The 14058-nt window shown below is 70.6% G+C and carries 9 protein-coding genes; 7 read left to right on the top strand and 2 right to left on the bottom strand.

Going from position 1 to position 14058, the window contains the following annotated elements; all coding sequences use genetic code 11:
* Positions 1-15 precede the first annotated feature (15 nt).
* Entirely contained in the window at positions 16-798 is a 783-nt protein-coding gene (locus tag F4559_RS05090) for an ABC transporter ATP-binding protein (protein ID WP_246445535.1), read from the bottom strand.
* A gap of 147 nt (positions 799-945) precedes the next feature.
* On the opposite strand from F4559_RS05090, the gene glgX reads away from it, so the two are divergent.
* From glgX to F4559_RS05070, 4 genes are all read left to right on the top strand, one after another.
* Positions 946-3054 carry a glycogen debranching protein GlgX gene (gene glgX, locus F4559_RS05085; RefSeq protein WP_184666417.1) on the top strand — a complete coding sequence of 703 codons (2109 nt, stop codon included), beginning with the start codon at positions 946-948 and terminating at the stop codon, positions 3052-3054.
* A gap of 329 nt (positions 3055-3383) precedes the next feature.
* Positions 3384-3962, top strand: coding sequence for a cysteine dioxygenase (locus F4559_RS05080; protein WP_184666416.1), 579 nt, complete (start codon positions 3384-3386; stop codon positions 3960-3962).
* Positions 3959-4345 carry a rhodanese-like domain-containing protein gene (locus tag F4559_RS05075; protein ID WP_184666415.1) on the top strand — a complete coding sequence of 129 codons (387 nt, stop codon included), beginning with the start codon at positions 3959-3961 and terminating at the stop codon, positions 4343-4345. Before F4559_RS05080 ends, F4559_RS05075 begins: the two co-directional genes overlap by 4 nt.
* 36 nt (positions 4346-4381) lie before the next feature.
* Entirely contained in the window at positions 4382-5494 is a 1113-nt protein-coding gene (locus tag F4559_RS05070) for a tetratricopeptide repeat protein (protein WP_184666414.1), read from the top strand.
* Between the two features lie 424 nt (positions 5495-5918).
* Here F4559_RS05070 and glgP read toward each other — a convergent pair whose 3' ends face one another.
* Positions 5919-8423 (bottom strand): alpha-glucan family phosphorylase, encoded by a 2505-nt coding sequence (gene glgP, locus F4559_RS05065; RefSeq protein WP_184666413.1) that lies wholly within the window; start codon positions 8421-8423, stop codon positions 5919-5921.
* A gap of 419 nt (positions 8424-8842) precedes the next feature.
* Here glgP and F4559_RS05060 point away from each other — a divergent pair, with 419 nt between their 5' ends.
* From F4559_RS05060 to F4559_RS05050, 3 genes are all read left to right on the top strand, one after another.
* Positions 8843-10822 carry an alpha-1,4-glucan--maltose-1-phosphate maltosyltransferase gene (locus F4559_RS05060; protein ID WP_184666412.1) on the top strand — a complete coding sequence of 660 codons (1980 nt, stop codon included), beginning with the start codon at positions 8843-8845 and terminating at the stop codon, positions 10820-10822.
* Between the two features lie 87 nt (positions 10823-10909).
* Positions 10910-12718 (top strand): maltose alpha-D-glucosyltransferase, encoded by a 1809-nt coding sequence (treS, locus tag F4559_RS05055; protein ID WP_184666411.1) that lies wholly within the window; start codon positions 10910-10912, stop codon positions 12716-12718.
* Positions 12719-12723: 5 nt separating this feature from the next.
* Complete coding sequence (locus F4559_RS05050; protein ID WP_184666410.1) at positions 12724-14058, top strand: maltokinase N-terminal cap-like domain-containing protein; 1335 nt, start codon at positions 12724-12726, stop codon at positions 14056-14058.

Raw genomic sequence — 14058 nt, 5'->3', positions numbered from 1 at the left:
ACTCGGTGACGCAGGTTACCTGCCGGTAGGCGCGGCCTTCCTGCGGGCGAACCAGCGGTCGCCCGACCGCTGGAGTTCCAGGGGCTGGTCGAAGGTCTTCGACAGGTTCTCCTCGGTGAGCACGTCGTCGAGCAGGCCCTGCGCGACGACACCGCCCTCGCGGAGCAGCAACGCGTGCGTGAAGCCCGGCGGGATCTCCTCGACGTGGTGCGTGACCAGCACCAGCGCGGGCGCGTCCGGGTCGAGCGCCAGGTCCGAGAGCCGGGCGACGAGGTCCTCGCGTCCGCCCAGGTCCAGACCGGCGGCCGGCTCGTCGAGCAGCAGCAGCTCGGGGTCGGTCATGAGCGCGCGGGCGATCAGGGTGCGCTTGCGCTCGCCCTCGGACAACGTGCCGTACGTGCGGTCGGCGAGGTGGGCGATGCCCAACGCGTCGAGCAGCTCGACCGCCCGTCCGGTGTCGAGCTTGTCGTACTCCTCGCGCCAGCGGCCCAGCACCGCGTACCCGGCGCTGACGACCAGGTCCGACACCTTCTCCTCGGCCGGCACCCGGTTGGCCAGCGCCGCGGACGAGAAGCCGATGCGCGGGCGCAACTCCATCAGGTCGGTACGGCCGACGCGCTCGTTGAGCAGGTGCAACCGGCCCTTGGTGGGATGCAGTTCGGCACCCGCCAGCCGCAGCAGCGTGGTCTTGCCGGCGCCGTTGGGTCCCAGGATCACCCACCGCTCGTCCAGCTCCACGCTCCAGTCGACGTCCCCGACCAGCGTGGTCCTGCCCCGTCGAACCGACACACCCTGCATGTGGATGACCAGATCTTCGTTTTCCACGCCTGTCCTCGCCCCGTCGAAGCTTGTCGTCGCCCATTCTTCCCGTCGCCCGGCCGTCCGCGACGTGGGGGTTGCCCCGCTCATGCCCACGATGACGCCGAGTGCTGGGAAGATCGGGGCATGGCAGCCGACACGCTCCCACTGGCCGGCCGACCGTTCCCACTGGGTGCGCACCCGGAGGCGGGCGGGGTCAGGTTCGCGGTGTGCGCACCGCCCGCCGAAGCCGTCGAGGTCTGCCTGCTCGACGACGACGGCGGCGAGGAGCGCGTGGAGCTGATCGAGCGCACGTTCGGCGTGTGGCACGGCCTGATCCCCGGCGTGACGCCCGGCCGGCGCTACGGCTACCGCGTGCACGGTCCGTACGACCCGAGCCGGGGTCTGCGGTCCAACCCGGCCAAGGTGCTGCTCGACCCGTACGCACGCCGCGTGAGCGGATCGCTGACGTCGTTGGACGACGCCCTGGGGTACGTCGACGACCCCATGCACGGGCCGCCGTCGGCCGTCGACTCGCTGGGGTCGGTGCCGCTGGCCGTGGTCACCGCGCCGGGCGGGCCGGACACGGGCGTGAAGCCGGACGTGCCGTACGAGGAGGTCGTGGTCTACGAGTTGCACGTGCGCGGCTTCACCCGGCTGCACCCGGACGTGCCCGCGCACCAGCGCGGCACCTACCTGGGACTGGCTCACCCGGCCGTGGTGGAACACCTGGTGAGACTGGGCGTGACCACGGTCGAGCTGCTGCCCGTGCACGCGTTCCAGACCGAGCCCGCGTTGATCAAGAACGGGCGGGAGAACTACTGGGGCTACTCGCCGCTGTCGTACTTCGCGCCGCACCCCGCGTACGCGTCCGAACCCGGCCGCGAGGTCGAGGAGTTCCGCACGATGGTGGCGGCCCTGCACGCGGTGGGCATCGAGGTGCTGCTCGACGTCGTGTTCAACCACACGTGCGAGGGCGGGCCGGACGGTCCGACGCTGTCGCTGCGGGGGTTCGACGCGCCCGGCTACTACATGCACGTGGTGGGCGGCGGGACGTTCGACATCACCGGTTGCGGCAACACGGTGGAGTCCGGCACGCCGTCGGTCATCCGCCTGGTGACCGACTCGCTGCGGTACTGGGCGGGCGAGCTGGGCGTGGACGGGTTCCGGTTCGACCTGGCCTCGACCCTGGGCCGGCCCGGCGGCGGCGGCTTCGACCGCGACTCGGCACTGCTGACCGCGATCACCACCGATCCCCTGCTGTCCCGGTGCAAGCTCATCGCCGAGCCGTGGGACGCCACCGGCGAGGGCTACCGCGTGGGCGACTTCGGCGTGCAGTGGGCGGAGTGGAACGGCCGCTACCGCGACACCGTGCGCGACTTCTGGCGCGGGCACACCGGCGTGCGCGACCTGGCGTACCGGTTGTCCGGGTCGTCGGATCTCTACGCCGACGACCTGCGGCGGCCGTGGCAGTCGGTGAACTTCGTGACCGCGCACGACGGCTTCACGTTGCGCGACCTGGTCTCGTACGACCACAAGCACAACGAGGCCAACGGCGAGGACAACCGCGACGGCACCGACGACAACCGCTCGTGGAACTGCGGTGTGGAAGGCGAGACGACCGACCCCGACGTGCTGGAACTGCGCGCCCGCCAGGCCCGCAACCTGTTCGCCACGCTGCTGCTGTCCACCGGCACCCCCATGATCACCGCCGGCGACGAGCAGTGGCGCACCCAGTCGGGCAACAACAACGCCTATTGCCTGGACGACGAAACGTCGTGGGTGTCCTGGAAACCGGACCCGACCGCCGAATCGATGCTGGCATTCGCCCGCCGCGTGATCGCACTCCGCGCCGAATCACCGGCTTTGCGCCAACCGGAATTCTTCGACGGCCGGACCACGCCGAGCGGAAAACCCGACCTGGTCTGGTTCCGCCACGACGGCGAGGAAATGGCCGAGACCGACTGGTTCGACGAACACCGGCGTTTCCTGGGCATGTGGATCGACGGCTCGACGGCGTTGTCGCACGACCGCGAGGGCGGCGTCGTCTCCGACGACTCGTGGCTGCTGCTGCTCAACGCCTCGCCGGACGGCATCCCCACCACCCTGCCCCCGGCCGAGTACGGCACCACCTACGAGCCGGTCCTGGACACCACGACCCACGACGGCACCCCGCCGTCGCCGACCCCGCTCCCGTCGGGCGCCACCTTCACCCTCCCGTCCCGCGCCCTACTCCTCCTCCGCGTCCCGGCCTGACCCACATCGCGAGTTATACGTTCGGACACCGCGAGTTATACGTTCCGGCACCGGCGAACGCCGGACCTCGCACAATGCCATTACGGCACCCCTGTATATCGGTGTGCGAACCAATCCTGCGGGCTGGGAGCGGGTGTGCGGAACGCGTCGGGCGTGGCAGCATCGCGCTCGTGACCGCATCGCTCCTCACCTGGCGCGACCGGACGATCGACCTGGTACTGGTCGCGTCCGGCCGGTGTAGCGGCACGCGACGTGGACTCCGCTAGCGCGTTGTAGACCACGTCGCGTCCTCGTGTGCCGCATTCCACGCCAGCCCACAGGAGCGAACCGTGACCACCGTCGTCCCGCGCGCCGATCTGCACCCGAAACTCGACCTGCCGCTGCTGCGCGACATCATCCACCCCGAACGCGACCTGTGGACCCCGCGCGAACTGCGCGACCTCACGTCCACCGTCGCCAGTGAACTCACCACGCCGTTGCTCGACGTCCTCCGATTCGACAGCGACCACCGGTGGTGGCTGCGCCTGGGCCTGACCGAGGGCGTCGAACTGTGGCTGCTCTCGTGGCTGCCCGGCCAGGGCACCGAACCCCACGACCACGGCGGGGCGGCCGGCTCGTTCACCGTCCTCACCGGCGAGCTGACCGAGGACTACCGCTACCCCGGCGGCCCGATCCGCACCGCCGGACGTCCGGTGGGCGCGGCACTCGGGTTCGGCTCCGGGCGGGCGCACGTCGTGACCAACAAGGGCACGATCGGCGCGTCTTCCGTACACGCCTACTCGCCGCCGCTGGTGCCCACCCGTGAGTACGAGTCGCTGTGGGACATCCCCGGCGACATCCCACCGCTGCCCGCGCAACGCCTGCCGCTGGACGTGCTGCGCGAACGAGCCGACCAGGAGGGGCCGTGAGCGCCGAGAGTTTCCTCGACGAGGCCAGGCGCGAGCTGCGCCGCGTCACCCCGGAAGAACTCGTGGGGTTGACCGACGCCTTCGTGGTCGACATCCGTCCCGTCCACAACCGACTCGCCGAGGGCGAGATCCCCGGTTCGGTGCCGGTGGAGCGGATCGTGCTGGAGTGGCGGCTGGACCCGCACGGCGACCACCGCATTCCCGGGTTCACCGCCGACAGCACCGTGGTCGTCCTGTGCAACGAGGGCTACGCGTCCTCACTGGCGGCCCGTGACCTGCGACGCGTGGGACTGCCCAACGCCACCGACCTGGTCGGCGGCTTCCGCGCGTACGCGGCGGCCGGCCTACCGGTCAGAGAAGGTGCGACCCCCGCGATCACGTGAGGGAACCACCACCCGACCGGTAGCGTCTCCAGGTTTGTGTGGAAGGTGCTCACGGCGGCCGTCATAGCGGTTCTGGTGATCTGGGAGCCGCGTGCGGCGCTGTCGTCGCTCGGCGGCGCGGCCTGTGGCGTATGGGCAACGCTCGCCCTGCTGCAACTGACGCTGCTGATCGGCGCACTGCTGTTCCGGGTCCGGGTGTCCCTGGTCGTGATCGGCGTCGGGAGCGAGGTCCGCACCTGGACGCGACCGGAACGACGGGTCGTCCTGCGCACCGTGCCGCTGCTGGTCTCGGTGGGCGTGACGTCGATCCGCACACCGGTGCGCCCGAGGCTGTGGCTGTGCTCGCTGCTGTCCGTGCTGATCACAGCGGCAGCGGTCGCCGTCCCCTGGTTCGCGCTGACCGAGCCGTTCCCGAGAGGCGTCGCGATCGGCGGTACAGCAGTACTGGTCAACGCCCTGGTACCGCGCCGAGGCGCGGGCGTCACGTCACCGGGCTGGTTCCTGTTCGCACTCCCCCGCCTGACCGGCCGCCCGGCAGCGGAACTGGACGCCACCCCGTTGGTCACCCGGATCTCCGACGCGGTACACGAAGGCCACCTCGACGAGGCGGAGAAACTGGCCGGAGAACTACTGGCAGAACACCCGACACTCCTGGTGGCGATCGGCTCACGGATCAGCGTACTCACCATGCGAGGCCGTTACGCGGAAGCTTTGCACCTGGTCAGCAGCCTCGTAGGCCGAACCGACCTCACACCGCGCGACATGGCTTTCGTGATGGCGGAAATGGCAAGCTCGACCGCCAACGCCATGGAGGCAGGCCAATTGCCCGCCGAAATCGGAATGGGTGCCGCCCACCGAGCGATCGAAGGCGCGATCGAACTCGGCTACCCCCGCTACCGGGCGTGCGGAACACTGGCCCAACTGGCACTGCTGACCGGCGACCACGCAAAAGCCCTGGACCTGGGCGTACAGGCAAAACACACAAGCCAAAGCTCCCTGGGCAGAGCGGACGCCCTGGCCACGATAGCCCGCGCACACATGGCCGCGGGAAACAACGCGGCAGCCCGCGAAACACTGACAGAAGCGGAAACCCTGGCCCCGTGGGCACCCCGCGTAGCGGAAACCAGCGCCCGCCTGCACATCACCTAAGAACAAGGGTCAAAGCAACACACAACCCACCCTGACCAATCCCACGGACACACTGGCAGCAGCCGGGGGTCGATCCCCCTGAGTGCCCCTCCCCGTATGGCCTGGGCGCGGCCGCACGGGTCGTCAAGGGCCCCAGGGCAACGAAACCCACCACATACCGGCACCCGACCCCGGACCAAGCCACCACCCGGGGACCCAAGCCCCGAACGCACGACGCCCACCTTTCGGCGCCCCAACGCACAACTCGCGGTGTCCGAACGCACAACTCGCGGTGTCTGAATGTACAACTCGCGCGATTGAGGGGTGGGGTCACCCGAAAGGAGGTGCCTGAGTGCGTGTTTCGGGGTGTCCGGGTGGAGGACTCGCGGACCGGACCGGACCGGACCGGACCGGCGGTCCGGTCCGGTCCGGTCCGAGAAGGAGATCAGCCGGCCAGGACCACGCGGCCCAGTTCGGCGGAGGTGGCCAACAGGTCATGCCGGGGAAGTACACGCACGGTGTAGCCCACGGCGCCGGCATGTGGCAGGGATACCGACGCCCGGTAGGAGCCGTCGGCGCCGTAGGACATCGGATGGGTGACCACGTCGTACAGCTCGTCCGAATCCCCGACCTTGCCCAACACCACCTGCACGTCCACTTCGGACGGTTCGAGCCCGGCCAGCTCCACGTGCGCCCGCACGTCGACCGACGTGCCCAGCAAAGGCACAGCCGACCCGTCCACGGACAACTCGGAGTCCAACACCCGGACCCGCGTCCACGCCGACCGCAACCGCTGCCGGTAGGCCGCCAACTCCTTGGCCCCCCGGAACCCCTCCCCCACCACCGAGGACGCCGAGGAAGCCGCGGGCGCGTACAAGGTCTCCACGTACTCGACCACCATCCGCGAAGCCTGGACGGCCGGCCCCAGCGTGGACAGCGTGTGCCGCACCATCGACAACCACCGCGTGGGCACCCCGTCCGCGTCCCGGTCGTAGAACAGCGGCGCCACCTGGTTGCCCAGCAGGTCGTACAGGGCCGCCGCCTCCAGGTCGTCCCGCCGGGTCGGGTCGGTGATGCCGTCCGCGGTCGGGATGGCCCACCCGTTGCTGCCGTCGTACAGCTCGTCCCACCACCCGTCGCGGATGGACAGGTTCAGCCCGCCGTTCAACGCCGACTTCATCCCGGACGTGCCGCACGCCTCCAACGGCCGCATCGGGTTGTTCAGCCAGACGTCGCACCCCCAGTACAGGTACCGCGCCATCGACATGTCGTAGTCGGGCAGGAACACGATCCGGTGCCGCACGCCCGCGTCGTCGGCGAACCGGACGATCTGCTGGATCAGCGCCTTGCCGCCGTCGTCGGCCGGGTGGGACTTGCCGGCGACGACGAGCTGCACGGGCCGCTCCGGGTGCAGCAGCAACGCCCGCAGCCGCTCGACGTCGCGCAGCATCAGGGTCAACCGCTTGTAGGTGGGCACGCGCCGCGCGAACCCCACGGTCAGCACCGACGGGTCGAACACCGACGACGTCCAGCCCAGCTCCAACGCGGAGGCCCCGCGCTGCAACCAGGACGCCCGGGTCCGCTTGCGCACCTCGTCCACGAGCCGTCCGCGCAACGTGCTGCGCAGCTCCCACAGCCGGGCGTCGGTCACCTCGCCCAGGTCCGCCGGCAACGCGCTCATCTCGGTCGCCGCCCAGGTGGGCCCGTGCACGCCGTTGGTCACCGACCGGATCGGCACCTCGGTCACGTCGAACCCCGGCCACAGCCCGCGGAACATGTCCCGGCTGACCTCGCCGTGCAGCCGCGACACGCCGTTGGCCCGCTGCGCGAGCCGCAACCCCATGTGCGCCATGTTGAACAGCCCGGGGTTCTCCTCGGCGCCCAACGCCAAGACCCGCTGCGTGTTCACGCCCGGCAGCAGCGTGCCGTCGCCGAAGTAGTGCTGGACCAGGTCGACCGGGAACCGGTCGATGCCCGCGGGCACGGGCGTGTGGGTGGTGAACACGGTCCCGGCGCGCACGGCGGCGAGCGCCTGGTCGAAATCCAGTCCCTCGCCGGTGACCAGCTCGCGGACGCGTTCCAGGCCCAGGAAGCCCGCGTGCCCCTCGTTGGTGTGGAACACCTCGGGCGCGGGGTGGCCGGTGAGGTCGCAGTACGCGCGCACCGCCCGCACGCCGCCGATGCCGGCCAGGATCTCCTGCCGGATGCGGTGGTCCTGGTCGCCGCCGTAGAGCCGGTCGGTGACGCCGCGCAGGTCCTCGTCGTTCTCCTCGACGTCGGAGTCGAGCAGCAGCAACGGGATGCGGCCGACCCGCGCCTTCCACACCTTGGCCCGCAGGACGCGCTCGCCGGGCATGGCCACGTCGACCAGCAGCGGCCCCCCGGCGTCGTCGGTGAGCAGTTCCAGCGGCAGTCCGCGCGGGTCGAGCACCGGGTAGTGCTCGACCTGCCAGCCGTCCAGCGACAGCGCCTGCCGGAAGTAGCCGGACCGGTAGAGCAGGCCGACGGCGATCAGCGGTACGCCCAGGTCGGACGCCGCCTTGAGGTGGTCGCCGGCGAGCACGCCCAGCCCGCCGGAGTAGTTGGGCAGCGCCTCGGTGACGCCGAACTCCATCGAGAAGTAGCCGATGGCCGCGGGCAGCCGCTCGTCGGCGCCGCGGTGCTGGAACCAGCGCGGGCCGGTGGTGTACTCGTCCAGGTCGGTGGCGATCGCGCGCAGGTCGGCGAGGAACCGTCCGTCGGCGGCGAGGGCTTCCAGCCGCTCGGGCGCGACGTCGGACAGCAGGCGCAGCGGGTCGGCGGAGCGCGCCCAGATCTCCGGGTCGACGGAGGCGAACAGGTCCTGTGTGGGCGGGTGCCACGTCCAGCGCAGGTTCGTGGCGAGGGTGCCCAGCGCCTGGAGCGGCTCGGGCAGACTGGCTCGGACGGTGAACCGGCGAAGTGCTCGCATGGCGTCGGACCTTATCCCCCATCCAGCGGTGTCGGACACCGCTGAGCCGAACCGATGCAGGGACCGATCCAGCCCGAACAGGCAAGACCGCTCCCTGGATGACTTTCGCCGCAGCCGGGCCGGCGCGTTACCCGTTAGCCCGATCGGATGCACAACCATGATCCACTAGGCGTAGTCGTTTTTCGTCCGGCAGGGTGACGCGGACGCCGGCCGGCGCCGACCGTCCACAGAGGCCGATCGACTCTGTTCACTCGCCCGTCTGTGTGACGCCACGTCGAATGCACGCCCCCGCACGCAAATTCGCACCGGCATCGGGTGTGCTTTCCCACGGGACGGGGTAGGAACACGAGGGTAGGCGGACCCCGACCGCGGTGATCCAACCGCATGAACGTCACCTGACGGCGAGAAGGGCGCGGCCGATGAGCGGACGACTCGGGATCGACGACGTGAGCCCCACCGTGAGCGGTGGCCGGTATCCGGCCAAGGCCGTGGCGGGCGAACACGTCCCGGTGCGGGCCACGGTGTGGCGGGAGGGCCACGACGCCGTGGCGGCCACCGTCACGTGGCGAGGACCGGGGGACCGGGTCGCCCGGCAGACGCGCATGGTCCCCGAGGGCATCGGCCTGGACCGCTGGGCGGCCACGATCGTGCCGGACGCCCAGGGCGCGTGGACGTTCCGCGTCGACGCCTGGTCGGACCCGTGGGCGACCTGGCTGCACACCGTCGAGGTGAAGATCGCCGCCGGTCAGGGCGAGGGCGAGCTGGCCAACGACCTGGAGACCGGCGCGCTGCTGCTCGACCGCGTGGCCCGCCGCCCGGACCGGCGCCGGGAGAAGCCGACCCTGGTCCGGGCCGCGCAGGCGTTGCGCGACGAGGAACTGCCGCTGGTCGAACGGGTGGCGTCCGCGCTCGGCACCGAGGTCCGTCGCGTGATGTACGAGCACCCGGTGCGCGAGCTGGTCACGAAGGGCCGGCAGCTCCGGCTGTGGGTCGACCGGGAGCGGGCCGCGTTCGGCTCCTGGTACGAGTTCTTCCCGCGTTCGACGGGTGGCCTCGACGAGGCCGGGGTGCCGGTGCACGGCACGTTCGCCACCGCGACCCGGGAACTCGACCGCATCGCCGCGATGGAGTTCGACGTCGCCTACCTGCCGCCGATCCACCCGATCGGCCGGGTCAACCGCAAGGGTCCGAACAACTCGCTCGTCGCCACCGAGGACGACCCGGGCTCGCCGTGGGCGATCGGCGCGGACGAGGGCGGCCACGACGCGATCCACCCGGAACTGGGTACGTTGGAGGATTTCCGCGCCTTCGTCGCCCGTGCGCACGAGTTGGGCATCGAGGTGGCGCTGGACCTGGCGTTGCAGGCCGCGCCGGACCACCCGTGGGTGCTCAAGAACCCGGAGTTCTTCACCACGCGTCCGGACGGGACGATCGCGTACGCGGAGAACCCGCCCAAGAAGTACCAGGACATCTACCCGGTCAACTTCGACAACGACCCGCAGGGCGTCTATAACGAGGTGCTGCGCGTCGTACTCCACTGGGTGGAGCACGGGGTGCGGATCTTCCGGGTCGACAACCCGCACACCAAGCCGCCGGACTTCTGGGCGTGGCTGATCGACACGGTCAAGAAGACCCATCCCGACGTGCTGTTCCTGTCCGAGGCGTTCACCCGCCCGGCCCGGCTCTACGGCCTGGCCAAGCTCGGTTTCACCCAGAGCTACACCTACTTCACGTGGCGGACCTCGAAGGAGGAGCTGACGCGGTTCGGCACCGAACTGGTGGAGCACTGGGACGAGGCCCGCCCGAACCTGTTCGTCAACACGCCGGACATCCTGCACGAGTCGTTGCAGCACGGCGGTCCGGGCATGTTCGCCCTGCGCGCGGCGCTGGCCGCGACGCTGTCGCCGACCTGGGGCGTGTACTCGGGCTACGAGCTGTTCGAGCACGAGGCCGTGCGCCCGGGCAGCGAGGAATACCTGAACTCGGAGAAGTACCAGTTGCGCCCGCGTGACTACGCCGCCGCGCTGGCCCAGGACCGGTCACTGGAGCCGTGGCTGCGCCGGCTCAACCGGATCCGGCGGGCGCACCCCGCGTTGCGGCAGATGCGGACGTTGCGGTTCCACCACGTCGGCAACGACGCGCTCATCGCGTACTCGAAGCGGGACCCGGCCACCGGCGACACGGTCGTGGTGGTGGTCAACCTCGATCCCCAGCAGGCCCAGGAGGGCATCCTCGACCTGGACCTGCCCGTGCTCGGCGTCGACTGGCACGATCGGTTGATCGCGCACGACGAGGTGTCCGGCCAGACCTGGGACTGGGGCGCCGCCAACTACGTCCGGTTGGAACCGTGGCGGTCCGCGGCGCACGTCGTCGCCGTCCAGCGCAGGTTCGCCGGCTGACCGAGACTTCGCACCAGCCAGTCCCCGCGCCGACGCGCGAGGGACTGCCGAGCGCACCCCCGACCGGGTGGGACGAAGGTGGAGCACATGCACGAGGACCCACGCCCCGATGCCGCACTGGGACTGGCAGGCGTACCGCACACCGGCGAAGCCGTGGGTGCGGACGGACTGCTCGTGGAGCCGCAGGCCGAGGATTTCCGCTCGGCGACGTCGGCACCGGCCGACAAGGACTGGTTCAAGGGCGCGGTGTTCTACGAGGTGCTGGTGCGCGCCTTCAGCGATTCCAACGGCGACGGCACGGGTGACCTGCGCGGCCTGGCGTCCCGGCTGGACTACCTGGAATGGCTCGGCGTGGACTGCCTGTGGCTGCCGCCGTTCTACGCGTCCCCGCTGCGCGACGGCGGGTACGACATCTCCGACTTCCGGGCCGTGCTGCCGGAGTTCGGCACGGTCGAGGACTTCGTGTACCTGTTGGACGAGGCACACCGCCGGGGCATCCGGGTGATCACCGACCTGGTGCTCAACCACACGTCCGACGCGCACCCGTGGTTCCAGGCGTCGCGGCAGGACCCGACCGGGCCCTACGGCGACTACTACGTGTGGAGCGACGACGACCAGCGCTACGCGGACGCGCGGATCATCTTCGTGGACACCGAGACGTCGAACTGGACCTACGACCCGGTGCGCGGCCAGTTCTACTGGCACCGGTTCTTCTCCCACCAGCCGGACCTGAACTACGAGAGCGCCGACGTGCAGGAGGCGATGCTCGACGTGCTGCGGTTCTGGCTGGACCTGGGCATCGACGGGTTCCGGCTCGACGCCGTGCCGTACCTGTTCGAGCAGGAGGGCACGAACTGCGAGAACCTGCCGCGCACGCACGACTTCCTCAAGCGCTGCCGCAAGGTCGTGGACGACGAGTACCCGGGCCGCATCCTGCTGGCCGAGGCCAACCAGTGGCCGTCGGACGTGGTGGAGTACTTCGGCGACCCGGCGGTGGGCGGCGACGAGTGCCACATGGCGTTCCACTTCCCGCTGATGCCGCGCATCTTCATGGCCGTGCGGCGCGAGTCGCGATTCCCGATCTCGGAGATCCTGGCGCAGACGCCGGAGATCCCGGCGGACACCCAGTGGGGCATCTTCCTGCGCAACCACGACGAGTTGACGCTGGAGATGGTCACCGACGAAGAGCGCGACTACATGTACGCGGAGTACGCCAAGGACCCGCGGATGAAAGCCAACATCGGCATCCGCCGCCGACTGGCGCCGCTGCTGGAGAACGACCGCAACCAGCAGGAACTGTTCACCGCGATGCTGCTGTCGCTGCCCGGTTCGCCCGTCCTGTACTACGGCGACGAGATCGGCATGGGCGACAACATCTGGCTGGGCGACCGGGACGCGGTGCGCACCCCGATGCAGTGGACGCCGGACCGCAACGCCGGGTTCTCCGCGTGCGACCCGGGCCGCATCTACCTGCCGGTGATCATGGACCCGGTGTACGGCTACCAGGGGCTCAACGTGGAGGCGCAGCTCAACAACCAGTCGTCGCTGCTCCAGTGGACGCGCCGGATGATCGAGGTGCGCAAGCAGCACCACGCGTTCGCGGAGGGCGACTTCACCGACCTGGGCGGCTCCAACCCGAGCGTGCTGGCCTACCGGCGGCGGTGGCGGCGACCGGACGGGCACGAGGACGTCGTGCTGTGCGTGAACAACCTGTCGCGCTTCCCGCAGCCGGTCGAACTGGACCTGTCCGAGCACCGCGAGTGCCGGCCCTACGAGTTGACCGGCGGTGTGCGGTTCCCGGCGATCGGCGAACTGTCGTACCTGCTCACGCTGCCCGGTCACGGTTTCTACTGGTTCCAGCTCGTGGCAGCGGGCGACGACGGCGAGCCGAGGTGAGCGTCATGACCGGACCGAACGAACTGGTGGACAAGGTCCTCGCGGAACTGCCCGACCAGTTGCCCGCGCAGCGCTGGTTCGGTGGCAAGGACCGGCCGGTGACCGGTGTCCGTCCACTGCGGACCACGGTGCTCAACGCGGCCGACCCGGTGCTCGTGCACGTGGTCGTGGAGGTCGCGCAGGGCGACCGGCGCGAGCCCTACCAGCTCCTGGTCGGCGACCGGACCGACGACCACGACGCCACCCACGACGCCGAGTCCGCGGGCCTGCTGCTCGACCTGATCGCCGACGGCGCCCGCGTGGACCACCTGGCGTTCGCGGCCGAGCCGGACGCGGAGCTGCACCGCGGGCTGCGCGGCCGGCCGATCACGTCCGAGCAGTCGAACACCTCGCTGGTGTACGGCAGCCAGTACATCCTCAAGCTGTTCCGCAAGCTCACCCCGGGCGACAACCCGGACCTGGTGCTGCACCGCGCGCTCACGGCCGTCGGCTGCGAGCACATCGCCCGCCCGCTCGGGTCGATCACGGGCACGCTGGGCGACGGCCGGCCGACGACGATCGGCATGCTGGCCCAGTTCCTGCCCGACGCCGTGGACGGGTGGGCGATGGCCACGACCAGCGTGCGCGACCTGATGGCCGAGGGCGACCTGCACCCCGACGAGGTCGGCGGCGACTTCGCGGGCGAGGCGCAACGGCTCGGGCACGCGGTCGCGCGCGTGCACGCCGACCTGGAGCGCGCGCTGGGCAGCGAACCGGCGGCCGACGACGACATCGGGCAGACCGTCCAGGCCATGCGGGACCGGCTGGACGCGGTGGTCGAGGACGTGCCCGACCTGCTGCCGTACGTGCCCGCGCTGCGCTCGGCGTTCGACGCCGCGGCGGACACCGCGGGCGCGATCTCGATCCAGCACATCCACGGCGACCTGCACCTGGGCCAGGTGCTGCGGACCGTGCAGGGCTGGTTGTTGATCGACTTCGAGGGCGAGCCCGGCACGCCGGTGGACGAACGCCGGTCGCTGCGGTCGCCGTTGCGCGACGTCGCGGGCGTGCTGCGCTCGTTCGACTACGCGGCGCACCAACTGCTGGTCGGCGCGGCCGAGGACCACCAGTTGACCGTGCGCGCGCTGGAGTGGGCGCGGCGCAACCGGGCCGCGTTCACCGAGGGCTACGCCGAGGCCGCGTCGTCGTCGGTCGGCGACCCGCGCGAACGCGGCCGGCTGCTGCGCGCCTTCGAACTGGACAAGGCCGTCTACGAGGTGGCATACGAGCACGCGAACCGGCCCGAGTGGCTGACCGTGCCGTTGTCCTCGATCGCCCGGATCACCGGGGAAGGAGCTTGA

Source organism: Saccharothrix violaceirubra, assembly GCF_014203755.1.
Lineage (GTDB): Bacteria > Actinomycetota > Actinomycetes > Mycobacteriales > Pseudonocardiaceae > Actinosynnema > Actinosynnema violaceirubrum.
The sequence above is the reverse complement of the archived record's forward strand: the minus strand, read 5'-3'. Positions and strand labels throughout refer to the sequence as shown.

What these genes read in the sequence shown, in the direction of transcription:
- F4559_RS05090 (WP_246445535.1), bottom strand. Translation starts at nt 798, where the DNA reads ATGCAGGGTGTGTCGGTTCGACGGGGCAGGACCACGCTGGTCGGGGAC.
- glgX (WP_184666417.1), top strand. Translation starts at nt 946, where the DNA reads ATGGCAGCCGACACGCTCCCACTGGCCGGCCGACCGTTCCCACTGGGT.
- glgP (WP_184666413.1), bottom strand. Translation starts at nt 8,423, where the DNA reads ATGCGAGCACTTCGCCGGTTCACCGTCCGAGCCAGTCTGCCCGAGCCG.
- F4559_RS05060 (WP_184666412.1), top strand. Translation starts at nt 8,843, where the DNA reads ATGAGCGGACGACTCGGGATCGACGACGTGAGCCCCACCGTGAGCGGT.
- treS (WP_184666411.1), top strand. Translation starts at nt 10,910, where the DNA reads ATGCACGAGGACCCACGCCCCGATGCCGCACTGGGACTGGCAGGCGTA.
- F4559_RS05050 (WP_184666410.1), top strand. Translation starts at nt 12,724, where the DNA reads ATGACCGGACCGAACGAACTGGTGGACAAGGTCCTCGCGGAACTGCCC.